This is a genomic window from Massilia violaceinigra (assembly GCF_002752675.1).
Lineage (GTDB): Bacteria > Pseudomonadota > Gammaproteobacteria > Burkholderiales > Burkholderiaceae_D > Telluria_A > Telluria_A violaceinigra.
This window is the reverse complement of record NZ_CP024608.1, coordinates 6,019,741-6,042,026: the sequence shown is the minus strand read 5'-3', so window position 1 is coordinate 6,042,026 and position 22,286 is coordinate 6,019,741. Positions and strand designations below refer to the sequence as shown.

The following is a 22,286-nucleotide window of genomic DNA, read 5'->3' as shown; positions in this document are numbered from 1 at the left end:
GTGCCGGCGAATATGGCGCATCAGGTGACGATATTTGCCCTGCCCGCACAGCGATGTGGGCGCGAGGTGCCAGCCTCACCGCCGGCTGCGGCGATGAGGCTGGGCTTCGTATTACAGATGCCGCGAGGCGCCGATCATGGCCGCCAGACCGGCCGGGCCTTGGTGTTGATGTCGGTAGCCGATCCCACATTGGAGGTGGCGTCGACGAAGCCCGACCGGTTCCCTGAACTCAGATTGAGGCCCGTTCCGCGGTACTCCACATCGCCGTACAGGTTCAAGGTGCCGGATGCGACCTGGGCGCGCTCGAAGAAACCGAGCGGATAGAACGTGGTGCGTACCTGGGCCGAGCCGCCCACGATAAAGGCGTTGTCGCCATTGTTGCCCCTCTCGCCGATCACGCTCAAGCCGCCCACCGTCCCACCCGATACCGTGCCGTTGGCAATGATGGCCTGGTCTTCGATGCGGGCATTGCCAGTCACCGAGTTCCCCGCAAGTACCGTGGCATACGGGCCGACATAAACGCTCGCCGGCGTCGTGGACGGCGCGCAGCCGCCGCCGTTGGCATGACGCGCCGTGCCCGATGGGCAGGGGTCGCGCTGGCCGTTCTGGAAGCCCTGCGGCCAGGCGTTGGCCAGTTCGATCATGTAGGGGTAGCGCCAGATGCTCCCGTACTCCTGTTCTGCGACGATGGTCTTGAACACCGCCGGCGTGGCCGTCACCACCAGGAACAGCGGCTCGCCCGCATTGACCTTGTAGGTCAGGTTGGCGTCGAGGCCCTTCTGCAAGGCGCTGTAGCGCGGCGCGGTGAACTGCGCGTTGGTGGCCACCAGGCCCCAGCGGAAATCGGCGTCTGATCCGGGCTGGTTCACGCCGCGGAACTTGACGGTAACCGTGGTGGCGCCGCTGGCCGGATACAGGCGCACCACGTTGTAGCCGAAACGCTGCGGCGCGCCGTAGTGCGGCGAGACGAAGCGGCGGTTGCTGGTCCAGTTGGTGTCGAGCGATTCGAGCGGCATCAGGCGGTGCAAGCGCTCGGACTTGTCGGTCTGGGTGATATTGCCGTAGGCGTTGCGGAAGGCGTCGGGCGTGGACTTGTAGTCCCACGTTACGTTGTGCATGGCCCAGTCGCCGAAGAAGTCGTTGAGCTGCGAGATGCTCCATCCGCGCGACTTCTGGATGTTGGTGAACGGGTCCGGGCCCGGGGTGGTGAAGATCTGGTTGGTCGCGGCCGGGCACTGCTTGTCCTTCAGGTACTCCATGAACTGCCAGTTGCAGTAGCGGTCGCGGGTCGATCCGAGATACAGGTGCGGCGCGTTGACCAGCATCTCGGAGCAGTGAGTCTCGTTCTTGTATTCAGGGAGCTGGTGCGGCGTGTAGTTCGCGTGGCTCTCGGCGATCCAGCCGCAGGTGTTCGAGTCCGGGCAGCCAAGGCCGCCGTTGTAGGCCATCCAGAACTGCCAGGCGTGGGTGAACTCGTGGGTCAGGCCCCAGTGGTCCTTCAAGGCGCCAGGGCCGATCCACATGCCGACCCGGTCGCGCGCCCAGCCACCGGCGGTCAGGCCGTCGGTTGAATGGATGTGGATCGACGGCTTGATCTTGTTGGCCGTGTTGTAGAACGGCTCGGGCATGTACAGGTTGCTGTTGAAGAGGTTCTGCCACACCGTGTTTTCGAGCGTGTTCACCGCCAGATTGAGGTCGGCGTCGGACACTGTTTCGTCGGAGTAGAAGGCAAAGTGCGCCGATTCCTTGACCAGCCGGTAGTTGGCGCGGTCGGGGGAGGGGCCGCCCGCCGTCCAGGTGCCCGGTGTGGTGGCGGGCTTGCCGGTGTCGCAGCCGGTGGCCCAGACGGTCGTCGTGGTGCCCGCATCGACGACCGGCGTTGGCGTCGGTGTCGGAGTTGGTGTAGGCGTTGGCGTTGGAGTCGGAGTGGGTGTCGGCGTTGGAGTCGGAGTGGGCGTCGGAGTCGGAGTGGGCGTCGGCGTTACCGGACCAATCGCACAGTACTTCTTTTTACCCACGATCGGATCGCCAAAGGTCGCGTTGGTGCACGCCACATTGCCGGACAGGCTCTTGGTGACCCACTTGTTGCTGGCGCCGTAAGAAACGGAGCGCTTGCTGGCGCCGACAACACAGGTTCCGTTCTCGGCGGCGCACTTGGTGTAACCGCTTGGCCAATCGGCGGCGAACACCTGTGTTGAAGCGCCACAGGCCAGCAACGCGGTGGCGCTGGCGATGAAGGTTTTGCGAATGAAGTTCGTCATGTGTCTCCCTAGTGTTATTCAAAGATAAATTGTATGTTATCAGATGACTTGCATAATAGGTAACTATGTATTGACGGAAATATAAAATTCTCCCGCCGAGTGCACATTTGCCGCTCGGGCCGACGGTGATTGGACAGCTGCAGCCGGTGACGCGAGCGCATTGCCCGCCCATTCCCGGCAAAAGTAGCGGTATCGACCACATCCTGTGCTAGAATCTCGCCCGCTGCCCGGATGGTGAAACTGGTAGACACCCGAGACTTAAAATCTCGTGCTCGTAAGGGCGTGCCGGTTCGATTCCGGCTCCGGGCACCAGCAATGGCGGGGTTTTGAAGTTTTCGAAGCCCCGCCACCTATTCCGCAAATGCAGGTCTGTTCCGCAAAATCTCCTTTTTATCCCTGACCGATTCGCCGCTCTGGCGCCATCCGTGGTGAGCTGTGCTGCCGCCCGAGGTCGACTTCGAACTACCAGTTGGTGTAAACACAACAATGATCCCATTCCCATCGATTAAGCAGTTTCGTGATGTCATCCGGAATGTGCACAACAAAGCCCACTTTGTCGGGCTCGATTCGGCGGGCGAGCCCATCTACGACAACCGGCGGCCTGTTCCGGCCTTGCGTTTTCGCGGCTCGGTGAAGTTGCACGGCAGTAATGCCGCTGTCGTGTTCGGGCCAAACGGCATCGGCTTCCAGTCGCGCGAGCGGCTGCTGACGCTGGAGGACGACAACTTCGGCTTCCATGCTCATATGAGTGGGCACATGGACGAGCTGCGGCGTATCGCCGGCCTCATCGCGACACAGGCGCAGGTGTCGCCTTAGCCAGACACGCAGATGGTCATGTACGGCGAGTGGTGCGGCGGCACGATTCAGAACAAAGTCGCCCTGACCGGGCTGCCAACCATGTTCGTCGTTTCCGCGGTGTGGATTAACGGCAACTGGTACGACGTCGATACACTGGACTGCTTGTTCAGCGAGCCTGCGCGTATCCGCAGCATCGCCGACTTTCCCCAGTACGACATGGTGATCGACTTCGCGCAGCCGGCCCTGGCCCAGGGCATGTTGGGTGACATCACCCGGGCCGTCGAGCTGCGCTGCCCGGCAGGACTGGCGCTCGGCCGGGAGGGCGTGGGCGAGGGCGTCGTATGGCGGTGCCTCGATGAACCGGGCTCGGACTACTGGTTCAAGGTCAAGGGCCAGAAGCATTCCGCCTCGCGCGTGACCAAGCTGGCGGCCGTCAGCGTGGAGAAGATCGCCAAGACATCGGACTTCGTCGCCATGGCAGTGAGCGAGGCGCGCCTGAGCCAGGGTCTGCACAACCTCATTTATGAGCAGCGCAAGCCGTTCGATATGTCCGGCATGGCCGATTTCATTCGCTGGGTGGTCGGCGACGTGATGAAGGAGGAGGCGGACACGATCAGCGCAAATGGTTTCGACGCGCGCAAACTGGGCGAGCCAATCGCCGCCGTCGCGCGGCGCTGGTACTGCGCCCAGCTGGCTGACGCCGCCGGATCCTGAACGATCCGCTTCGCATTCCCCTGGCCCACGGGATGGTGTAGCATTCGTGGCGGCGCGCCGCAGTCCGGCCGCCGCAGTACTTACAAGGACACGAATTGAACATCACTATCAACGAGGAACTGCGTTCCTTCATCGACCCGCTCACCGCCAACGAATACGCCGCGCTCGAACGCAGCCTGCTGGCCGAGGGCTGCCGCGACGCCCTGGTTTTGTGGAACGATGTGCTCATCGACGGCCACAATCGCTACGAAATCTGCCAGAAGCACAACATCGAATTCAAAACCGTGCAGAACGCGACTTTCGCCACGCTCGACGACGTGATGCTGTGGATGATCGATAACCACCTGGCGCGCCGCAGCGTGTCGGACTACCAGCGCGGCGTGCTCGCCCTGCGCAAGAAGGATATCGTCGCCGCCCGCGTGGCGCAGCGCGCCGCCGAACCGGAGCAGAAGGCTGCCACGCAGGACGCGGCGGATGCGCCGAAGGTGCCCGAATCGCCGCCCTGGAACACGCGTGAAGACGTGGCCAAGGCCGCGCGCGTGTCGAGCAATACCATCAGCCAGATCGAACGTATCCAGAAGGCGGCCACGCCGCAGCTGGTCGAAGCGGTGCGCTCGGGGACCATCTCGATCAACGCCGCCGCCAACGTGGCTTCGCTGCCCGAATCGGTGCAGATCGCGGCCGTCGCCGGCGGCCGCAAGGAACTGCAGCAGGCAGCGCGCCAGGTGCGCGAGCAAAAGGCTTCGAGCCGTCCGCCGAAAGAGCCGGCAGCCGATGCCGAGACCGAACTGCGCGCCCAGGTAGCTACCCTGCGCGGTAAGGTCGACGCTCTGAGCGCCGAGAACCAGGCCCTCAAGGAGCGCCTCGCGGCCCTGGGCGACAGCAGCGAGTAGCAGCGCGGGCGGCAGCCTCGCATTCCCATTTTCGTCAGGAGATTCATCGATGTTTCGACCCATTCTCGTCTCGACACTGCTAGGCTGCGCCACCCTCGGCGCCACGCTGCCGGCCGGCGCCGCGCCTGATACCCGCGCCAGCGTTTCGTCCGAACAGGCGCGCTGGAACAAGACCGCCAAGCGCGTGACCATCATGCGCGACAAGTGGGGTATTCCCCACGTGTTCGGCAAGACCGATGCCGACGCCGTCTTCGGCCTGCTGTACGCGCAGGCGGAGGACGATTTCAACCGGGTCGAACTCAATTACATCAACGCGCTGGGCCGCCTGGCGGAAGTCGAAGGCGAGGCCGAAATCTGGCGCGACCTGCGCATGAAGATGTACATCACGCCGCAGGACATGAAGGCCAAATACGCGGCTAGTCCGGCGTGGCTCAAGAAGCTCATGGTCGCCTTTGCCGATGGCCTGAACTTTTACCTGCACACCCATCCCGAGGTCAAGCCGCGTCTGATCACGCATTTCGAGCCGTGGATGGCGCTCGCGTTCAGCGAAGGCAGTATCGGCGGCGACATCGAATCGATCAACCTCAAGGACCTGGAACAGTTCTACGGCAAGAAGCCCGCGCTGGCGCTGGCCGACGCATCCAATGTACTGGACAAGGAACCGCGCGGCTCGAACGGCTTCGCCATCGCGCCGAAACTGAGCGCGTCCGGGCGCGCGCTCCTGCTGATTAACCCCCATACCTCGTTCTATTTCCGCCCCGAGGTCCACGTCGTCAGCGACGAGGGCCTGAACGCGTACGGCGCCGTAACCTGGGGCCAGTTCTTCGTCTACCAGGGCTTCAACGACAAGGCAGGCTGGATGCACACCTCGGGCGGCGGCGACGTGATCGACGAGTATCTCGAAACGGTGACCGAAAAAGACGGCAAGTACGTCTACAAATACGGCAGCGGCGAGCGCGCGCTGCGCGAAGTGAAGGTAACGCTGCCTTACAAGACCGACGGCGGCATGGCCAGCAAGACCGTCACCGCCTACTTCAGCCACCACGGCCCGGTGGTGCGCGAGGAGGGCGGCAAGTGGGTGTCGGTCAAGCTGATGGAGGAGCCGCTCAAGGCGCTGATGCAGTCGTACACGCGCACCAAGGCCCGAAACTACAAGCAGTTCCGCAAGTCGATGGAACTGCGCACCAACTCGTCGAACAATACCGTGTATGCGGACGGCGACGGCAACATCGCCTACTTCCACGGGAACTTCCTGCCCCGGCGCGATACCGCCTTCGACTGGAAAAAGCCGGTCGACGGCAGCAATCCGGCCACCGAATGGCAAGGCTTGCACGCCATCGACGAGACCATCACGCTGTTCAATCCCGCCAGCGGCTGGATCCAGAACACCAACAACTGGCCGTTCGCCGCCTCGGGCGCCAGCAGCCCGCGCCAGCAGGACTATCCCTTGTATATGTGGACGCTGCCGGAAAACGCGCGCGGCCTGCATGCCGTGGCCGTGCTGGAAGAACGCAAGGACTTCACCCTCGACAGTCTGATCGCCGCCGCGTACGACAGCCACCTGACCGCCTTCGATCCGCTGATCGCCTCCCTGTCCGCGGCGTATGACGAACTGCTGGAGAGCGACCCGCTTAAAGCGCAGCTGGCGCCGCAGATGGCCGCCCTGCGCGCGTGGGACCGGCGCTACGGCGTGTCATCGGTACCGACCTCGCTGGCCGTTTACTGGGGCCAGGACATGGTCGAGAAGGCGTCAGGCGCGGCCAAGGCGAAGGGTGTGCCGACGGTCGACTACATCCGCGACAGCCTCGCGCCGGCCGAGCGCCTGCAGGCGCTGGTGCGCGCCACGGCGAAGCTGGAAGCCGATTTCGGCACTTGGCAGACGCCCTGGGGCGACATCAACCGCTTCCAGCGCATCAGCGGCGACGTCAGGCAGCAGTACGACGACGCCAAGCCGAGTTATCCGGTGGCGTTCGCGTCGGCCAGCTGGGGTTCGCTGGCGGCTTTCGGGATGGTGGCGCCGCAAAAGACCAAACGCATTTACGGCGACCGTGGCAACAGCTTCGTGGCGGCGGTGGAATTTGGGCCGCGCGTGCGCGCCAAGAGCATTCTGGCGGGTGGCAACAGCAGCAATCCGGCCTCGCCGCATTTCAGCGACCAGGCCGAGATGTACAGCAAGGGCCAGTTCAAGGACGTGCTGTTCTACAAGGCGGATATCGAGAAGCAGCTCGAACGCAAATACCATCCCGGCCAATAGGAGCGCCAAGTGAGTCTGAGCGAAAAACAGAAAATGCTGGCTGGCGAGGCGTTCAGCTTCGGCGACCCGGAAATCCAGGCCGACGACGCGGCGGCTAGGGCGTGGATGGTGCGCTTCAACGCGGCGCTGGCCGAGCCGGCGTCGGCGCGCCGCGTTCTGCTGGCCGAGCAGCTCGGCGCGGTGGGCGAGGGTGCGGTGATCCGTCCTCCGTTCCACTGTGATTACGGCTACAACATCCGCCTCGGCAAAGGCGTTTTCCTGAACTTCAACTGTGTGATTCTTGATGTCGCCGGCGTGACCATCGGTGACGGCACGCAGATCGGGCCGGCCGTGCAGATCTACACGGCGGACCATCCGCGCGACCCGGCGCAGCGCAGCGCGGGCCTGGTGTTCGGCCGTCCGGTCAGCATCGGCCGCAATGTGTGGATCGGCGGTGGCGCCATCATCCTGCCCGGCGTGACCATCGGTGACGATGCCATCATCGGCGCCGGCAGCGTGGTTACACGCGATGTGCCAGCCGGTGCCACGGCGGTCGGCAACCCTGCACGGGTGCTAGCGCCGCACCACTGAGTCCTGCCCGCCGAGACGCGCCTTCAGGAAGTCGACGAACAGCCGCGTGCGCGCCGACAGCAGGCGCGTATCGGTAATGGCGTGTACCGGGATCGGCGCCAGGCTCCATTGCGGCAGCACCCGCTGCAGCAGCCCTGACGCCAGTTCCGCGCGCGCGATCATGTTGTCGAGGACTGCGATGCCGACCCCCTGGGCCGCCAGCGCGCGGCTCAGCCCCATGCTGTTCAACCTGAAGCGCGACGCGATCGGCACAGCCATGCTGTCCGCGCCGTTGAAAAGTACCCATCCGTCCTGCTTGATGCCCCCGGCGACGCACAATGTGTGATGCGCCAGATCCTCGGGATGGGCCAGCGGCGGCGCTTGATCGAGGTAAGCGGGCGATGCATATAGATGGCGCTCGAGGAGCGCGATCTGGCGCGCGACCAGGGTCGATGGCGCGGCCGGAGCAGGCCCCATGCGGATCGCCAGGTCGAACGGTTCGGCCAGCAGGTCGACCCGGCGCGCGCCGGCATCGAGTTCAAAGTCGATCAGCGGGTACGCTCGGGCAAATTCGGCCAGCACCGGTGCCAGATAGTTGATGGCAAAGTCCACCGGCATCGAGATGCGCAGCGTGCCGCTCGGGTGGGCCGCCTCGCCGCGCAGCGCTTCGTGCGCCACGTTGGCTTCTTCCACGATGCCCTGGCAGCGGTTGAAGTAAGCCTCGCCAGCCTCGGTCAGTTCGACCCGGCGCGTGGAGCGGTGCAGCAGCCGCACGCCGATCTCCTTTTCCAGCGCGGCGATATTGCGCGAGAGCGTGGAACTCGACATGCCCAAGGAATCGGCCGCCTTGCGAAAATTTTTCGTCCGCGCGACTTCCACGTAGAGATGCATATAGTTAAGAAGTTGCATATCGATTGCTCCATTTATGCAGCAGTGAATCCCGTTTTCGTCTATTTCTATCGTTGATGCAGCAATGTACCATGGCTTTTCACTCAGCCAAAAGGGAATCAGATGAACACGCTATTCACCCCGCTTGAACTCGGCCAGCTCACCTTGCCTAACCGCGTCGTCATGGCGCCCATGACCCGTTCGCGCGCCGACGCTGCCAGCGGCGTGCCATCCGCGGCGACCATCACGTATTACGAACAGCGCGCCGACGCCGGCCTGTTGATCACCGAAGGCACCTGGCCCGGCCCGATGGGCAAGGGTTACGTGCGCACGCCCGGCATTCATAGCGGCGAACAGATCGCGGCGTGGAAGAAGGTCACCGACGCGGTGCACGGCAAGGGTGGGCGGATCTTCATGCAACTGATGCATTGCGGCCGCATCTCGCATCCGACGCTGCTGCCGGACGGCGCCGCGCCCGTTGCGCCATCCGCGATCAAGGCGACCGGCACGGTCTATACCGACGCCGGACCGCTGGAACTGGCGCAGCCGCGCGCACTGACCACCAGCGAGGTGCGGCAGGTCGTCGAGGAGTACCGTGTGGCGACCCGCAACGCCCTCGCCGCAGGCTTCGACGGGGTCGAGCTGCACGCCGCATCGGGCTATTTGCCGGAGCAGTTCCTGTCCTCGTCGACCAACGAGCGCACCGACCAATACGGCGGCTCGGTCGAAAACCGGGCGCGCTTCATTCTCGACGTGCTGGCCGCAATGGTGAGCGAGGCCGGTGGCGAGCGTGTCGGCATCAAGATCTCGCCGGAGATGGGCTTTAACGACATCAGCGACGCCACGCCGCAGGAGACCTACCGCTATTTGGTGCAGCAACTGGCGCCGCTCAAACTGGCCTACCTGCACGTGGCGCTGTTCAATACGTCGTTCGACTACCATGCGGCGCTGCGACCCCTGTTTACCGGCGCTTACCTGCACGGGGGAGGTTTGGCGAAACCGGGCGCCGAAGCCGTCATCGGCGAGCAGCGTGCCGACGCCGCGGTGTTCGGCGGCCTGTATCTGGCCAATCCCGATCTGGTGCAGCGCTTCCGCCTGGACGCGCCGCTCAACACGCCCGACCAGTCGACCTTTTATTCGCCCGGACCGGCAGGCTACACCGATTATCCGACGCTGGGAGAAGCAGCATGAGCCGCGCCGTTCGCATTCACGGTTACGGCGGCGCCGACGTTGTGCAGGTCGACCAGATCGACGTACCCGCGCCGGGTCCCGGCGAGGTGCTGGTGAAGGTGCATGCGGCCGGCGTCAATGCGCTGGACTGGAAGATCCGCCAGGGATACCTGCAGGCGGCGTTCCCGCTGCCGCTGCCCGCAACGCTCGGCATCGAACTGGCCGGCGAGGTGATGGCGCTCGGCGCTGGCGTGACCGGGTTGGCACCGGGCGACCGGGTCATGGGCCCGTTGGGCGGGCTTGGCGCCTATGCCGACGTGGTCGCGATTGCGGCGGACAAGCTGGCGCTGGTGCCGCAGGCGATGGATTTCACGCAGGCCGCGGCACTGCCGGTGGCCAGCCTGACCGCGTGGCAGGCTTTGCGCGCCGCCGGCCCGCTGCGGCCCGGCCAGCAGGTGCTGATCCACGGCGCGGCCGGCGGAGTAGGCGGCTTCGCGGTGCAATTTGCAAAGGCGGCGGGCGCCGTGGTGGTGGCGACAGCGTCGGCATCGAGCCGCGAGCATGTCCTTGCACTGGGCGCCGACCGCGTGATCGACCGCCACGCCGAACGCTTCGAGGAGCAGGTGCGCGGTGTCGACCTGGTGCTCGACCTGGTCGGCGGCGATGCGCTGGACCGCTCCTGGCAGGTGCTCGCCGACGGCGGCGCCATCGTCAGCACGGCCGCGCCGGACATCGTAGGGCGCGCACCCGCCGGACAGCGCGGCCTGTGGTTCATGATGGTGCCGCACCAGCGGCAGCTGACCGAGATCGCCGCAATGGTGGTTGCGGGCAGCGTGCGCTCGACCATCGCCAGGGTCGTCGCCTTCGATGCCCTGGCGCAGGCGATCGAGGAATCGCACAGCGGACATGCGCCCGGCAAGGTCGTCGTCGATTTCACTCGCTGATGCTAAGGTGCAACAAGCAGGGCCGCTGCGCTTGCTATAATGACGCGCTTCAATTGGTGGGAACACGCAGTGGCAAAACTTTATTTCAGGTATTCGGCGATGAACGCCGGCAAATCGACAGCACTGCTGCAGGTCGCGCATAACTATGAAGAGCAGGGCCAGCAGGTCAAGCTGTACACGGCCGCGATCGACAGCCGCTATGGCGTGGGGCAGGTTACATCACGCCTGGGGCCGCAGCGCGAAGTCGATATGTTCGATGGCGCGACCGATTTCCTGAACGATGCGCCGCGCGTGGCTTGCGTGCTGGTCGACGAAGCGCAGTTTTTATCGACGGCCCAGGTGCAGCAATTGCACCAGTTGGCGCAAATCAGGGGCGTGCCGGTGATTTGCTACGGCTTGCGCAGCGATTTCCGCGGCGAGCCGTTTCCTGGGTCGGCCTATTTACTGGCGCTGGCCGACGATATCGAAGAATTGAAAAATATCTGCACCTGCGGAAAGAAAGCCACGATGAATATTCGCGTGGACGGGCAGGGCAAGCGGATCAGGGAGGGCGAGCAGGTCAGTATCGGCGGGAACGAGCAGTACCGCCAGGCTTGCGGCCGCTGTTTTTACGCGGGATAGCCTGAATTGTTCATAAAAAGGGCAAGAATGCCGTAAGTGATTGATAAAATGTGAGTTATCCCTAAAACACATCCATCAGCACGAACACACCTTGCCCGACATGAATGCTACTCCAGAGCAGTTCGGTTTTGCATCGATTCCCGCCCACAGCGTCCGCGCCGATGTCACCGGCGCGGCTTGTCGTCCGATCTGGGGCCGGTGGTGCTTCGCTCGGCACCGCCCGCTTGCCGTTCGGCGACACCGCCGCGCTGGCATTGGTGGCGGCCGAGGCGCCGTTGCCAGTCACAGGTGCACAGGAGTAAGCCCGTGTCTTGTCGTTGCGCCAGGGCGGCGCCGCACATCTTCTGACCTGTGTATGGCAATAAAAAGCGGCACATCAAGTGCCGCTGTCTGCACATCGTTTTGAGCTGCGCAGGGCAGGGAAGACAAAAATCACATTTATTTTGGAGCGGGTACTTGGCGTTCAAAGGTAATTGTCATATTTGCCGTGCTCCCGAAATTGCTATTGAATCCGGCGAAGTTGCTTCCAAAAAAGTTGCCGCTGGTATCCGCACTTTGATCGCGCGAGTTGCCATTCCATTTCTGGCGGAAAGCGCCGTTGGCGTACGTGTACGTGCCATGTCCGCTAAATTGTGAGCTGGAAAACCCATTTGGTTTCCATTCGACCATGATAGCGCCGGTATGTCCACTGCCTTCCATGACAAAACCCGGGACAGCCGATGGCACCACCGAGAGGGAAGCGCCCTTGGCTGTGGCGCTGAAAGCCGACGATGGGATCTCACCGTTTCCGTACATGAAGTCGCCTCCATCGCTCAGATTGAACGAAACGTAATTGAGGAAAACAGTCGTTGTACCCTCCTGCTTATTGGAAAATACGCACAAATGCGCTACCCGGTCTGGACCGGTGATTCCACTTGCGCATGCATAATCGCCGGAACTACGGAACTGCGTCACAGTCGCTGCGGACACGACGCCAGCGCCCGCGAAGGTCAGCAGGATTGCCGCGATCGCGTTCTTCGAGAACGTGTTGATGTTTATCGTACTCATTTTGTCCACCTTTTAGGAATGGTGGCACGTTGAGGCTTAAGAACAACAATGAAACAAGCGAAACGTGTCACCCGTTTTACCGTCATCGAAACCCGGAAGTGGGCTCGATGACAGTCTCATGCCGGCATCAGCCGGCACTCTCATTGTGAGCTGCGGCGAGGAGGAAGCTTTGATGTAACCGCGCGGGCGTGGCGGCTGACTTCCGCTGCGCGCCGGTGCGGCCGCTAGCCGCCGCCGGCCGGCGCGGATGCGCTTGCGCCTGGCCGCTGTGGAACCGGCTGAAGAAGGTCGCACGCAATCCCTGGCTCGGCGGTAACAACGCGATGACGCTTACGCTGACCCGTTTGATCCATCGAAGGTAATGACCCGGACAATCATTGTCCAGTAAGCGCGCGGGCGGGTTGAATGTCATGCCGCCCGTCACGCGCAATTGTTCGACATCGATCGGTGCAAGCTGCGCAAGGGAAAAGGTCTTGGATAACTGAAGTGTCCTTTTTATTGGTATCGAATGCCCATTGGTCGAGTTGCTGGATGTGCTGCTGCAGACGCGCGGAACCGGTCACCCCGCGGTGTTCGGGCGCGCTCGCGTTGACGCCGGACAGCCCCACGCCGTCGCCGACCGGCTCCCAATAATCGGCCTGAAGGGCTGGCGGCTGCCCCTCCTGCCGTTCGAGTGCAAGCTGGCGCGCCGCGAGCTGCGCCATGGCGGTGGCTGATCGCCGATGCGTTGATCTTGCGTGGAAAGCCGGACCCGCAGTTGCCAATCTATCCGGATTCGCTCCCGGCTGTGCGCATTTGCTGAATTTGCGACCAGGTCGAGGCGGCCTGCGACAGGCCGTGGAAGGAACCCGCCGTGGCGGAAGCGGCCCCGGCACTGGCCCCAGCCGCCGCCGCGATGGCGCCGGAGTTTCCATAGCTCATCAAGGCCTGGGCCGTATAACCGCTCGCTGCGATCGACTGGAATATCGATGCTGCCGTCTCGAGCCCGAAGGCCGTGTAGCCTGAATTTTGCATAAAAAGGGGCAAGAATGCAGTAAGTGATTGATCAAATGTGAGTTATCCTTAAAACACATCCATCAGCACGAACACACCTTGCCCGACATGAATGCTACCCCGGAGCAGCTCCGTTTTGCATCTATTCCCGCCCACAGCGTCCGCGCCGATGTCACCGGCGGCGGCTTGTCGTCCGATCTGGGGCTGGTGCTGCTGCGCGGCGTCGACCTCCAGATTGGCTTGACCGAGCGCATCGCCGCAGCCCTGTCTGACCGCCGCCATCAACGTTACGTCGACCATTCGTATCACGATATTTTGACGCAGCCAATCTACCAGATCGGCTGCGGCTACGAGGACGGCAACGACGCGAACAGCCTGCGTCACGACCCGATGTTCAAGCTTGGCACCGCCCACTTGCCGTTGGACGACACCGCCGCGCCGGCCTCGGGTGAGACGATCCCGCGCTTCGAACACGCAGCGAGCCACCAGGACATCTACCGCGTCAGCGAAGCGCTCGTCGATCAGTTCATTGCCGGTTTTGCGAGCGCGCCAAAGAGCCTGATTCACGGCCTCGATCACTCCGAGGATGCGTGCCACGGCCAGCAGCCGCCGGCGTTCTACAACCATTATTACGGATCAACCTGCTACCTGCCGCTGATGATCTTCGACAGTGTGTCGGGCGCCCTGGTCGCGGCCGTGCTGCGGCCCGGCAAGCGCCCGTTCGGCGAGGAGAACGCCATGATCATGCGCCGCGCTCTGAAACTGATTCGCCGCCATTTCCCGATACCCCCATCCTCGTCCGGGGCGACGGTCACTTCAGCGAACCCGAATTGATGGGCCTGATCGCCAGCATGCCGAATACCGATTTCATCTTCGGTTTCTCCTGCAATGTCACGCTGCATGAGATGGCTGAGCCTACCAATCTTCGCGCCTGCGATCTTTGGGTGGCGGCGCAAACCCGGGACGTGGTGCCGGGCGCGGTGCGGCTGTTCGATGAATTTGCTTACCAGGCGCGCTCGCGGCCGAGGGCGTGGCGCGTGCTGTTGAAGGCCGAGGTCAGGGCACTCGGCGAGAACACGCTAAGGAGGTGTTTGCATGTTTCATCCCGTCACCTATATCCATCTTGCGCCGGGCGATACGCCCACCGGGCGCGTAAAGCCGGCGCCGTACAAGATGGTGGTCGTCGCCGATGCCGCCGTGTCGCCGGAATGGCAATCGCAGGTCAGCGACTGGATTGTCAAATCCGGTTGCCGCTACATGATCGCCTGGGGCGTCGATTGCAGTTCCTGGGACGACGCGGTCGATATGGCCAATATCGAAGCGTTCGACTTCGGCGATATCCCCGACCAGCACTTCATTCCCACTTCGTGGCATGCGGATGATCCGATCGAGGACGTGTTCGGCTTTTGCAAATACGATGCGGTGCATCCGGTGGTGGAGCTCAAACAGACGGTCCTGCTGCATATTGCCGACGCGGCGAACGAGGAAGCGCTGCTGCAAGCCTACGCGGCAGCGTGAATCGTCCGGGTTAATGCTAACGCACCCTGTAGGGCGGCGGATTGGAACGCTTGATGAATCCGGCCGCGACGTCCCTTTGCACGGGCGGGCTTTTAATCAAGCTGATTGCCAGGGACGGATGGCGTGCAGCGCGTCGAGCGCTTTTGGATAAACTTGCCCCAGCTCATTCCAATAACTGGGCGCGAAGAACAACCTCACACCGTATAGCGACGGTTCTTCATCCAGCGCGTGATGATGGAACCAGATAAATTCCTGCGAGGCTACTTCGTGGCGACCTTCGCGCGCGGCTTCGTCCGCTTTCAAAAGCCGTTCTTGTGCGTTCATGTTTCCTTAAAGATGAGCAATTTGGCCGCACTCTTGGCGTGCGCACGGTCCAGTCGAGAACGCCCTCGGCATTTGCAAACTTGCCACCTCCCACACGGTGGCAGGAATCACTGCTGCGACTCTACGCAGCAGCCTCAATCCGCCGCCTCGTGCTTAACGCCGTGCAAAGCGCGGTGGCCTGGAACGCTTGATGAATCCGGCCGCAACATCCCTGCGCACGGACGGGCTTTTGATCAAGCTGATTGCCAGGGCCTTGATACGGGCCGCTTCGGCATGGTCGCCGATGCCGGCCTGGATCGCGACCAGCCGCTTGACCTCTTCGGCGTACCAGGTGATTTCGCCCCACCGCACGGGTGTGCGCGAAAAGGGTTGCTGCTTGATGCTTGCAATTTCTTGTTCGAGCATGCTTGCCAATTCGCGTACCAGCGTCTCTGGCGGTGGCATCAGGCTTGCCGCCAGCGCGTAATCCTGCGCCTCTACAATTGCGGGTATGGCAACCCGTGCGCACTCTTTCGCGAACGCTGGCCACGCCTTGGCAAGCGCGAGGTAAAGCTGGTAGGTGGCCGCTGTATTGCCGAGCTCCGCGTCGATGAGAACGATATCCCAGAACCATTCCAGGTTGGTTTCTCCGCGCAGAAGTGCATCAGCCTTGTCGCCGCGGATGGAGCGCAGCGCATCGATCGCTTTGGGATATGCCTGGCCCAGCTCCATCCAAAAACTCAGCGCGTACGCCCTCGTGTCGGACAGCGAGGGATCTTCTTCCAGCGCGTGATGGTGGAACCAGATGAATTCCTGCAGTGCCTCTTCATGGCGGCCTTCGCGCATGGCTTCTTCCGCGAGCTTCAGGCGTGTCAGTGCTGTCATTGTTTCCCTTAAAGATGGGCAATTTGCCCGAATGGCGCATGATGCCATACTTGCCATTGATGCAAAAGCGCGCCACAAAGCCCGTTGTACTGCGCGCCGATCTGGTGGATAATTCGCCCATGAACGATACCACTACACTCCCCCCATTGCCCGACCGCCTGTCGATCGATCCGCGCAGCCCTTTTCATAACGCTGACGCTTTCGAACGCGACGTCGGCATTACGCTCAACGGCAAAGAACACCTCAATGTCGAGGAATACTGCATCAGCGAAGGCTGGATCAAGATCCCGGCTGGCAAAAGCCTCGACCGCAAAGGCCATCCGATGCTCATCAAACTCAAGGGAACGGTCGAAGCGTTCTATAAATAGCGCGCTTTGACGGCATCCGGCTGATTCAGCCGGGTGCAGCACCCTGTTATTCCATTTCCATCCCCGCTGCGATGCCGCCTGTTTTTCAGGCGGCACGACCATCGGGGATATTATTTTGTGCGCGTGGTCGTCGCGACGGCCTTGCCGACGTTCGTCACCAGGAGCCTTCGTGAGCATAGGAATGTGGTTGGGCCTGATTGTCGGGTCATTGGTACTGTGGCTAGTCGCGGGCGCCGTCAGGGCAAACCAGCGCGAAAAAGCCTTCCTGGCGGCGATGGCCGCAGCCGGGCTCAGGGTGACGCAGCACGTTGTCGGCATCGATCAGAAGACCGGCGTCGGCATTGACGAAGTGAGCGGGAAAATGTGTCTCATCACCGCCGACGGCAAAAATCTCCCAACCCGGTTGTTTCCGTACGACGACCTGTTCAGTGCCGAGCTGATTGAAGACGGTGTTTCGCTCATGATGGCGTCCAGAGGCAGGTTTCCGCATCCCGGCGAGAATGGGCGTTGGGTCAATTCCGCCGCAAGCTCGGCGCGGGTACTCGAATTGCGCCTGGTGGTCAGCAGGACCACCGCGCCGCCGCTGAGTCTCACTTTCCTCAACGTCCAGACCCCGAAGAATAGCCGGCAGTATACCGACAAGGCTGCGTCGGCCAGGCGCTGGTTCTCGCTCATGAACGTGATTATCGATCAAGCCAATCGCAATGAAGAGGAGCGCATGGCGCGTCGGGCTGCGCTCGAAACTCCCGCAGCGCCGCCGGTGCCGCTGGGAGCCGTCGCCGACGAAATCAAGAAGCTTGGCGAGTTGATGAGCAGCGGCTTGCTTACCGAAGAGGAATTTGCGGAACAGAAAGCCAAGCTGCTCGGCGATACCGATTATGAGGCACGCGCCGCGGCGCGCCGGCTGTCGTTCGGCAACCGGACCGGCCGGCCGTCGTGAACGCACGAAGCTTATAGCGTGCATTGGATCCTGCAAGATGGATTTCTGTCCGAAACCGGCTGGGACGCCCTGATCGCCACCCTGGAGCGATTCGGCATCGGCTATTCCGTGCACGCGGTGGTACCGAAAACCGGCGAACTGCTGCCGCCACCCGAGATTGATCACGCCAACGTCATTTGCATCGGCTCGTATTCGATGCGCCACGTGGCGGCGAAACACGGCTGGACTCCGGGCGTATTCGACCTGTAGGCGCACGGCGAAGGATGGCAGATCCGCGAATACGCGCGCCTCGACGGCCTTATTGCGCTTCCTGAGGTGGCGCATCCCTTCCAGCCCTTTCCCATCCGCTGGAGGCGCGTGGATGGCGATGCGCCGGGCTGGGAGGGCGCCTGGAAAGTTGTCGATCTGGCAGCGGTCAACGATGACGAGGCCGCATCCGACGCCTTTTTCGACGATTTCTCGCGCCATATGGGCACCAAGGCCGGCGGCTATCCGTACGAAATCCAGCACGGCGTCGGCCACCATGACTTCGTGTTCCAGGTCGGGCCGGAAGAGAAGGTCGGCTGGATGTGGGGCGACAATGGGATGGGCTACTTCCACCGCTTGCCCGACGGGCAGTGGCGCTGGGAATGCCGGTTTTACTAGTGCACCCAGGCGTGCAGCCGACACCTCGATCCGGCCGTTCAGCGCCGGCGGATCGGGCGCTACCGCATGGATGACGGCAACCCTGGCATGACCAAAAGCTCGGTGCAGCTCGAAAAGGCATGACCGGGCCGCGCACGATAGCATGCCGGCGTTCTGTCGGGCTGGTCTATGGTATAAGTTCGGCGATGAAAGCCGGACAGTTTCCCGCCGCATTGCCGATAGCGGCCCCATGAAAGAGATTCTCCTCTACCTCGCGCCCTCGGTCGCGCTGGCGCTGGTGATCCGGGTGCTGGCCGGCGCCCATCCATTTTTCTTCCTGTTCACTGTTGCCGGTACCATCTGCCATGAACTGGCGCACTTCGTGGCCGGCCTGCTGACGGGCGCGCGGCCCGCCTCGTTCACCGTGATTCCGCGCAGGGTAGGGCGGCACTGGGAGCTCGGATCGGTCACGCTGACCCGGGTGCGCTGGTATAACGCCGCCCCGGCGGCCCTGGCGCCCCTGGTGATCGTGCTGCTGCCGTTCTGCGTGGCCTGGTGGCGCACGCGCCAACCGTGGCAGTTCGACACGCGCGACCTGTTCATCGCGCTGGCGCTGGCGCCCCAGTTCCTGTCGTTCTGGCCATCGATGGTTGATTGGCGTATCGCAGTACGCTCCTGGCCTTATCTGTTTATCATCGCCGGCGCGGCCTGGCTGGTGTTTCACTTCCGGCCGCACCTGTTTCAATTTGTAAATCCATGAACCCGTACCGCCCCCAGCCCGTAAGCTCGGTTTCGCGCCAACGCGCTGGCTGGCTCTGCCCCATGCCACTATCCTGTTAGAATCAGCAGCAGTAGCCGATTTAGCGGCTGGGCGCCCTTGCAGTGCACGGTTTCGCCCGCAGATAACACCAGTTCCCGCTCGGAGAGACAACGAATGAAGAAGCACATGTTGATGGTCGCACTGGCATTTGCCGCGACGACACACGCGGCAGTCCCGCAGCCTGTCAAGGTAGGCACCACCCAGCTGCGGCCGGTTGCGACGCAAACGCAGGCTGCGGCTTGGGCCGCCACCGTCTTTGGACGCCACCATTACAAGGTCACGCCGCTCGACGATGCGATGTCCGAAAAGATTTTCGACCGCTACCTCAAGTCGCTCGATGGCGACCGCCTGCATTTCCTGCAGAGCGATGTCGATTCGTTCGACAATGTGCGTACCAAGCTCGACGACGCGATCAGGACAGAAAACCTGGTCACGCCGTTTTCCATGTACAGCCTGTACCAGCAGCGCTTCAACGAGCGCTTTGCCTATTCGCGTGAACTGCTCAAGGGCAAGTTCGACTTCACCGTCGACGAAACCTTCCAGATCGACCGCGAAAAAGCCGCCTGGCCGAAAAACCTGGAAGAAGCACGCGATCTGTGGCGCAAGCGCGTCAAGAACGACTGGCTGCGTCTCAAGCTCGCTGGCAAGGATGACAAGTCGATCCGCGAAACGCTCGACAAGCGCTACGAAAACTACGTCGGCCGCATGAGCAAGGTCGACAGCGAAGACGTGTTCATGACCTTCATGAACGCCTATGCCACCTCGATCGAGCCGCACACCAACTACCTCGGCCCGCGTTCGGCCGACAACTTTGCCATCGCCATGCGCCTCTCGCTCGACGGCATCGGTGCCGTGCTGCAGCAGCGCGAAGACTACACCGTCATCCGCGAAATCGTGGTGGGCAGCCCGGCCGGCATGTCCGGCAAGCTGAAGGTGGGCGACCGCATCGTCGGCGTGGCCCAGGCCGATTCGCCGGGCTTCACCGACGTGCTCGGCTGGCGCATCGATGACGTGGTCCAGCTGATCCGTGGTCCCAAGGAATCGGTGGTGCGCCTGAACGTGCTGCCGGTCGATGCCGGTACCGATGGCAAGACCGTCACGGTGGCCCTGGTGCGCAAGAAAATCAACATGGAAGAGCAGGCCGCGAAGAAAACCATCATCGAAGTCAAGGACGGCGGCGTCAAGCGCCGGGTTGGTGTGATTTCGCTGCCGACGTTCTACCTCGACTTCGAAGCGCGCCGCCGCGGCGACAAGGACTACAAGAGCGCCACGCGCGACGTGGCCCGAATCCTCGGCGAGCTCAAGAAAGAAAAAGTCGACAATGTGCTGATCGACCTGCGCAACAATGGCGGCGGCGCCCTGGGCGAAGCGGTCGAGCTGACCGGCTTGTTCATCGACAAAGGCCCGGTCGTCATGCAGCGCAGCGCCGAAGGCCGGGTCGAGGTCGAGAGCGACGTCCAGCCGGGCCTGGCTTGGGATGGTCCGATGGGCGTGCTGATCAACCGCGGCTCCGCATCGGCGTCGGAAATTTTCGCCGCCGCCATCCAGGACTACGGCCGCGGCCTGGTGCTGGGCGAACCGAGCTTCGGCAAGGGCACCGTCCAGACCCTGGTCAACCTCGACCGTGGCAACCCGGGTGAAAAAGCACGCTACGGCGAACTCAAGATGACCATCGCGCAGTTTTTCCGCATCAACGGCGGCACCACGCAGTTGCGCGGCGTCACGCCCGACATCAAGATGCCGGTGACCTCCGATCCGGAAGGCTTCGGCGAGTCGAGCTACGAGAATGCCTTGCCGTGGGTAGCGATCAAGCCGGTGCCGTTCACGCCGTCGGGCAACGTCAAGCAGTTGGTTGCTCCGCTGCAAAAGCGTCACGAAGCGCGCATCGCCAAGGACAAGGACTTCCAGTACCTGCAGGAAGACATGGCGGAATTGCGTAAGTTGCGCAAGGATAACGTGATCTCCCTGAACGAAGCCGTGCGCCGCAAGGAACGCGATGCGCTCGAAGCCAAGGCCAAGCAGCGCGAGGCACGCCAGGTAGCCCTGCGCGCCGCCGTCACCGACGAGCCGGCCGATCTGCTCGACGCCAAGGATGCGCGCAGCAAGCTGGTGCCGCCGGCCAAGACGGCCAAGGCCGCCACTACCAAGCCGAACCGTCAGGACGATGGCTTGCAGGCCGACGAGCGTAATCTGGCATCCGAACTGGCCGCCGAAAAAGCGGCCAAGGATGCCAAGGACGTGATGCTGCAGGAAGCGGCGCACATCCTGGCCGATGAGATCGACATGCTCAAGACCGATACGCGCATGGCAGCTCGCCTGATGCCTTACCTGCCGGCCGCCAAACCCGGTAACTGAGCAGGCATGAAGTAATTTCCGACGACGGGGCCTGATGGGCCCCGTCGTCGTTTACCGCCCGGCTTGCAAGTCACCTCAGCTTTTCTCGATCCTTTTGTATGCCCATGCCTTCCATGCGGCGCAGAGCAGCACGATGGCTATTGCCGCGGCCGCCATACCCGTCGTTATGGCGTTGAAAAGCCCGCGTTCGATGGAGCTCGCCTGCCGGAGCAGCAATCCCGCCGCGCTGCCAGCTACGGCCGCCGCACCGACCGCAGCCACAACCAGTAGCCGCTGCCTGTTGCTCAACGATAGAGGATACGGCGGGCCAGGCGGGCTGCGCAGCACCCAGGCGACGGTACAACTGGAGATCACCAGGAATCCGACCAGGCTGCTCATGTGCTGCAGAACTTTATACACGCGTATGTCGTGGCCGCCGATCGAAACCAGCGTGCGTGCCAGTCCAAAATAATTGACAGGCAATGTGCCGGGGTGCGTGAACGCGTCCCAGGCAATATGGCTTGAGGCGCCGATTGCCAGCGAAAGGAGCGTCACCCCTGCCGCTTGCGCACCTTGGAAGGGCATTGGCACGTGCCACGCCATGCGTGCGCTGATCGCTAGCGGCAGCCACGCCAGAAAGGCTTGCCTCAAGAGCGTGTAATAAACGATATACACCAATGCGCCGGCCGGAACGCAGTACGCGAGTATGCCCGGCACGCTGTGACTGAAGGGTCCGCTGACGCCGAATGAAAAGAAGTACACGAAATCGGGCGCCATGCTGCCGATGACGAGCGCAGGAAGGGAGGTGAAACCCGGTGCGCAGCGATGCAGCGGAATCACGATGGCGGGGTGGCATAAGGTAAACGGCATCAGGTTTTGTTTCCGTCACCGGCCCCGTGCTTCGCCGCCTTGTCCCACCCGCCGTCCACGCACAACTGGTCGAACTGCTGCGCCAGGTCGGCCAGCACGACATTGCCCAGGCTCTCGATCAAAATCGCCTCCGCCCGGCGCAGCGCGTCTCCCAGCGCCTGGTTGACCACCTGTTCCACGGCGCAATTTGGATGGTCGTTATCCACCCCGATGGCAAACAGATGCGGCCCGCCCACGGCGCGATGAATGTCCAGCAGCGTCACCGAGCGCAAATCGCACGCCATCGACCAGCCGCCGTGCTTGCCCGCGCCGGACGTCACATAGCCCGCTTCGCGCAAGCCGGCCATCGTGCGCCGCACCACCACGGGATTGGTATCGAGCATTTTCGCGATGTGTTCCGATGTCAAAGGTCCGTCATGCCTGGCCATGTGCAGCAGCACATGGAGCACGCGGGAAAGGCGGCTGTCTGTTCTCATTTGAATTGTCGCTCGA

At 62.7% G+C, this 22,286-nt stretch carries 24 protein-coding genes, 1 tRNA gene and 1 pseudogene; 17 read left to right on the top strand and 9 right to left on the bottom strand.

Translation table 11 applies throughout. The annotated features are described in order from the left end of the window. Positions 1-134: 134 nt before the first annotated feature. A complete protein-coding gene (locus CR152_RS25945; RefSeq protein ID WP_208640208.1) occupies positions 135-2,261 on the bottom strand; it encodes a DUF6055 domain-containing protein in 2,127 nt (708 codons plus the stop codon). Positions 2,262-2,486: 225 nt separating this feature from the next. On the opposite strand from CR152_RS25945, the gene CR152_RS25935 reads away from it, so the two are divergent. From CR152_RS25935 to CR152_RS25910, 6 genes are all read left to right on the top strand, one after another. Beyond that, positions 2,487-2,573, top strand: a tRNA-Leu gene (locus CR152_RS25935). Positions 2,574-2,747: 174 nt separating this feature from the next. Continuing rightward, positions 2,748-3,077 carry a hypothetical protein gene (locus tag CR152_RS25930; RefSeq protein ID WP_157778741.1) on the top strand — a complete coding sequence of 110 codons (330 nt, stop codon included), beginning with the start codon at positions 2,748-2,750 and terminating at the stop codon, positions 3,075-3,077. 12 nt (positions 3,078-3,089) lie between these two features. Then, on the top strand, positions 3,090-3,773 hold the full coding sequence (locus CR152_RS25925) for an RNA ligase family protein (protein ID WP_099879813.1): 684 nt from the start codon (positions 3,090-3,092) through the stop codon (positions 3,771-3,773). 95 nt (positions 3,774-3,868) lie between these two features. After that, complete coding sequence (locus tag CR152_RS25920; protein WP_099879811.1) at positions 3,869-4,666, top strand: hypothetical protein; 798 nt, start codon at positions 3,869-3,871, stop codon at positions 4,664-4,666. 49 nt (positions 4,667-4,715) lie between these two features. Then, a complete protein-coding gene (locus CR152_RS25915; protein WP_099879809.1) occupies positions 4,716-6,920 on the top strand; it encodes an acylase in 2,205 nt (734 codons plus the stop codon). A 33-nt stretch (positions 6,921-6,953) separates the two neighbouring features. Then, a complete protein-coding gene (locus tag CR152_RS25910) occupies positions 6,954-7,490 on the top strand; it encodes a sugar O-acetyltransferase (RefSeq protein WP_370663866.1) in 537 nt (178 codons plus the stop codon). On the opposite strand, the gene CR152_RS25905 is transcribed toward CR152_RS25910, so the two are convergent. Next, positions 7,473-8,378, bottom strand: a complete 906-nt coding sequence (locus CR152_RS25905) for a LysR family transcriptional regulator (protein ID WP_099879806.1) — start codon at positions 8,376-8,378, stop codon at positions 7,473-7,475. The two genes, CR152_RS25910 and CR152_RS25905, sit on opposite strands and share 18 nt — an antisense overlap. Before the next feature lie 102 nt (positions 8,379-8,480). On the opposite strand from CR152_RS25905, the gene CR152_RS25900 reads away from it, so the two are divergent. The 3 genes from CR152_RS25900 to CR152_RS25890 all read left to right on the top strand — a co-directional run bounded on the left by CR152_RS25900 (position 8,481) and on the right by CR152_RS25890 (position 11,092). After that, positions 8,481-9,548, top strand: a complete 1,068-nt coding sequence (locus CR152_RS25900; protein ID WP_099879804.1) for an alkene reductase — start codon at positions 8,481-8,483, stop codon at positions 9,546-9,548. Then, complete coding sequence (locus CR152_RS25895; RefSeq protein ID WP_099879802.1) at positions 9,545-10,471, top strand: NADP-dependent oxidoreductase; 927 nt, start codon at positions 9,545-9,547, stop codon at positions 10,469-10,471. The genes CR152_RS25900 and CR152_RS25895 overlap by 4 nt, the downstream gene beginning before the upstream one ends. A gap of 69 nt (positions 10,472-10,540) precedes the next feature. Further along, positions 10,541-11,092: a thymidine kinase gene (locus CR152_RS25890; protein ID WP_099882787.1), complete on the top strand. Its 552-nt coding sequence runs from the start codon at positions 10,541-10,543 to the stop codon at positions 11,090-11,092. 438 nt (positions 11,093-11,530) lie between these two features. Here CR152_RS25890 and CR152_RS25880 read toward each other — a convergent pair whose 3' ends face one another. The 3 genes from CR152_RS25880 to CR152_RS34410 form a co-directional block, all read right to left on the bottom strand. After that, complete coding sequence (locus CR152_RS25880) at positions 11,531-12,139, bottom strand: hypothetical protein (protein WP_099879798.1); 609 nt, start codon at positions 12,137-12,139, stop codon at positions 11,531-11,533. Between the two features lie 127 nt (positions 12,140-12,266). Then, the gene (locus tag CR152_RS35100; protein WP_370663865.1) at positions 12,267-12,584 is read right to left on the bottom strand and encodes a Tc toxin subunit A-related protein; all 318 of its coding nucleotides are present in this window, start codon (positions 12,582-12,584) and stop codon (positions 12,267-12,269) included. Continuing rightward, complete coding sequence (locus tag CR152_RS34410; RefSeq protein WP_157778740.1) at positions 12,514-12,843, bottom strand: hypothetical protein; 330 nt, start codon at positions 12,841-12,843, stop codon at positions 12,514-12,516. Before CR152_RS34410 ends, CR152_RS35100 begins: the two co-directional genes overlap by 71 nt. A gap of 397 nt (positions 12,844-13,240) precedes the next feature. On the opposite strand from CR152_RS34410, the pseudogene CR152_RS34405 reads away from it, so the two are divergent. Continuing rightward, a pseudogene (locus CR152_RS34405) lies at positions 13,241-14,151 on the top strand (IS1380 family transposase); the annotation flags it as partial. Between the two features lie 76 nt (positions 14,152-14,227). Beyond that, a complete protein-coding gene (locus CR152_RS34400; RefSeq protein ID WP_229413590.1) occupies positions 14,228-14,650 on the top strand; it encodes a DUF7684 family protein in 423 nt (140 codons plus the stop codon). A gap of 96 nt (positions 14,651-14,746) precedes the next feature. Here CR152_RS34400 and CR152_RS25855 read toward each other — a convergent pair whose 3' ends face one another. After that, positions 14,747-14,974, bottom strand: a complete 228-nt coding sequence (locus CR152_RS25855; protein WP_099879790.1) for a hypothetical protein — start codon at positions 14,972-14,974, stop codon at positions 14,747-14,749. Positions 14,975-15,127: 153 nt separating this feature from the next. Then, the gene (locus CR152_RS25850; RefSeq protein WP_099879788.1) at positions 15,128-15,838 is read right to left on the bottom strand and encodes a hypothetical protein; all 711 of its coding nucleotides are present in this window, start codon (positions 15,836-15,838) and stop codon (positions 15,128-15,130) included. 119 nt (positions 15,839-15,957) lie between these two features. On the opposite strand from CR152_RS25850, the gene CR152_RS25845 reads away from it, so the two are divergent. The 6 genes from CR152_RS25845 (at position 15,958) to CR152_RS25820 (ending at position 20,945) form a co-directional block, all read left to right on the top strand. After that, the gene (locus CR152_RS25845) at positions 15,958-16,206 is read left to right on the top strand and encodes a DUF3297 family protein (protein WP_099882783.1); all 249 of its coding nucleotides are present in this window, start codon (positions 15,958-15,960) and stop codon (positions 16,204-16,206) included. A 187-nt stretch (positions 16,207-16,393) separates the two neighbouring features. Further along, positions 16,394-17,146, top strand: coding sequence for an SHOCT domain-containing protein (locus tag CR152_RS25840; RefSeq protein WP_157778737.1), 753 nt, complete (start codon positions 16,394-16,396; stop codon positions 17,144-17,146). Between the two features lie 18 nt (positions 17,147-17,164). After that, a complete protein-coding gene (locus tag CR152_RS25835; RefSeq protein ID WP_099879785.1) occupies positions 17,165-17,395 on the top strand; it encodes a hypothetical protein in 231 nt (76 codons plus the stop codon). Positions 17,396-17,503: 108 nt separating this feature from the next. Beyond that, positions 17,504-17,791: a DUF1963 domain-containing protein gene (locus tag CR152_RS25830; RefSeq protein WP_099879782.1), complete on the top strand. Its 288-nt coding sequence runs from the start codon at positions 17,504-17,506 to the stop codon at positions 17,789-17,791. Between the two features lie 229 nt (positions 17,792-18,020). Continuing rightward, entirely contained in the window at positions 18,021-18,530 is a 510-nt protein-coding gene (locus tag CR152_RS25825; protein WP_099879780.1) for a hypothetical protein, read from the top strand. A 174-nt stretch (positions 18,531-18,704) separates the two neighbouring features. Beyond that, positions 18,705-20,945 carry a carboxy terminal-processing peptidase gene (locus CR152_RS25820; RefSeq protein ID WP_099879778.1) on the top strand — a complete coding sequence of 747 codons (2,241 nt, stop codon included), beginning with the start codon at positions 18,705-18,707 and terminating at the stop codon, positions 20,943-20,945. A 75-nt stretch (positions 20,946-21,020) separates the two neighbouring features. Here CR152_RS25820 and CR152_RS25815 read toward each other — a convergent pair whose 3' ends face one another. Both CR152_RS25815 and CR152_RS25810 read right to left on the bottom strand, forming a co-directional pair. After that, complete coding sequence (locus CR152_RS25815; protein ID WP_099879776.1) at positions 21,021-21,794, bottom strand: DUF4184 family protein; 774 nt, start codon at positions 21,792-21,794, stop codon at positions 21,021-21,023. Beyond that, positions 21,794-22,270: an Rrf2 family transcriptional regulator gene (locus tag CR152_RS25810; RefSeq protein ID WP_099879774.1), complete on the bottom strand. Its 477-nt coding sequence runs from the start codon at positions 22,268-22,270 to the stop codon at positions 21,794-21,796. Before CR152_RS25810 ends, CR152_RS25815 begins: the two co-directional genes overlap by 1 nt. Positions 22,271-22,286: the final 16 nt, after the last annotated feature.

Bases quoted from the DNA above. Each gene is read 5' to 3' on its own strand.
- CR152_RS25945 (WP_208640208.1), bottom strand. From the start codon at position 2,261: ATGACGAACTTCATTCGCAAAACCTTCATCGCCAGCGCCACCGCGTTG.
- CR152_RS25930 (WP_157778741.1), top strand. From the start codon at position 2,748: ATGATCCCATTCCCATCGATTAAGCAGTTTCGTGATGTCATCCGGAAT.
- CR152_RS25925 (WP_099879813.1), top strand. From the start codon at position 3,090: ATGGTCATGTACGGCGAGTGGTGCGGCGGCACGATTCAGAACAAAGTC.
- CR152_RS25915 (WP_099879809.1), top strand. From the start codon at position 4,716: ATGTTTCGACCCATTCTCGTCTCGACACTGCTAGGCTGCGCCACCCTC.
- CR152_RS25910 (WP_370663866.1), top strand. From the start codon at position 6,954: ATGCTGGCTGGCGAGGCGTTCAGCTTCGGCGACCCGGAAATCCAGGCC.
- CR152_RS25905 (WP_099879806.1), bottom strand. From the start codon at position 8,378: ATGCAACTTCTTAACTATATGCATCTCTACGTGGAAGTCGCGCGGACG.
- CR152_RS25900 (WP_099879804.1), top strand. From the start codon at position 8,481: ATGAACACGCTATTCACCCCGCTTGAACTCGGCCAGCTCACCTTGCCT.
- CR152_RS25895 (WP_099879802.1), top strand. From the start codon at position 9,545: ATGAGCCGCGCCGTTCGCATTCACGGTTACGGCGGCGCCGACGTTGTG.
- CR152_RS25880 (WP_099879798.1), bottom strand. From the start codon at position 12,139: ATGAGTACGATAAACATCAACACGTTCTCGAAGAACGCGATCGCGGCA.
- CR152_RS34410 (WP_157778740.1), bottom strand. From the start codon at position 12,843: ATGGCGCAGCTCGCGGCGCGCCAGCTTGCACTCGAACGGCAGGAGGGG.
- CR152_RS34400 (WP_229413590.1), top strand. From the start codon at position 14,228: ATGTTTCATCCCGTCACCTATATCCATCTTGCGCCGGGCGATACGCCC.
- CR152_RS25855 (WP_099879790.1), bottom strand. From the start codon at position 14,974: ATGAACGCACAAGAACGGCTTTTGAAAGCGGACGAAGCCGCGCGCGAA.
- CR152_RS25850 (WP_099879788.1), bottom strand. From the start codon at position 15,838: ATGACAGCACTGACACGCCTGAAGCTCGCGGAAGAAGCCATGCGCGAA.
- CR152_RS25845 (WP_099882783.1), top strand. From the start codon at position 15,958: ATGAACGATACCACTACACTCCCCCCATTGCCCGACCGCCTGTCGATC.
- CR152_RS25825 (WP_099879780.1), top strand. From the start codon at position 18,021: ATGAAAGAGATTCTCCTCTACCTCGCGCCCTCGGTCGCGCTGGCGCTG.
- CR152_RS25820 (WP_099879778.1), top strand. From the start codon at position 18,705: ATGAAGAAGCACATGTTGATGGTCGCACTGGCATTTGCCGCGACGACA.
- CR152_RS25815 (WP_099879776.1), bottom strand. From the start codon at position 21,794: ATGCCGTTTACCTTATGCCACCCCGCCATCGTGATTCCGCTGCATCGC.
- CR152_RS25810 (WP_099879774.1), bottom strand. From the start codon at position 22,270: ATGAGAACAGACAGCCGCCTTTCCCGCGTGCTCCATGTGCTGCTGCAC.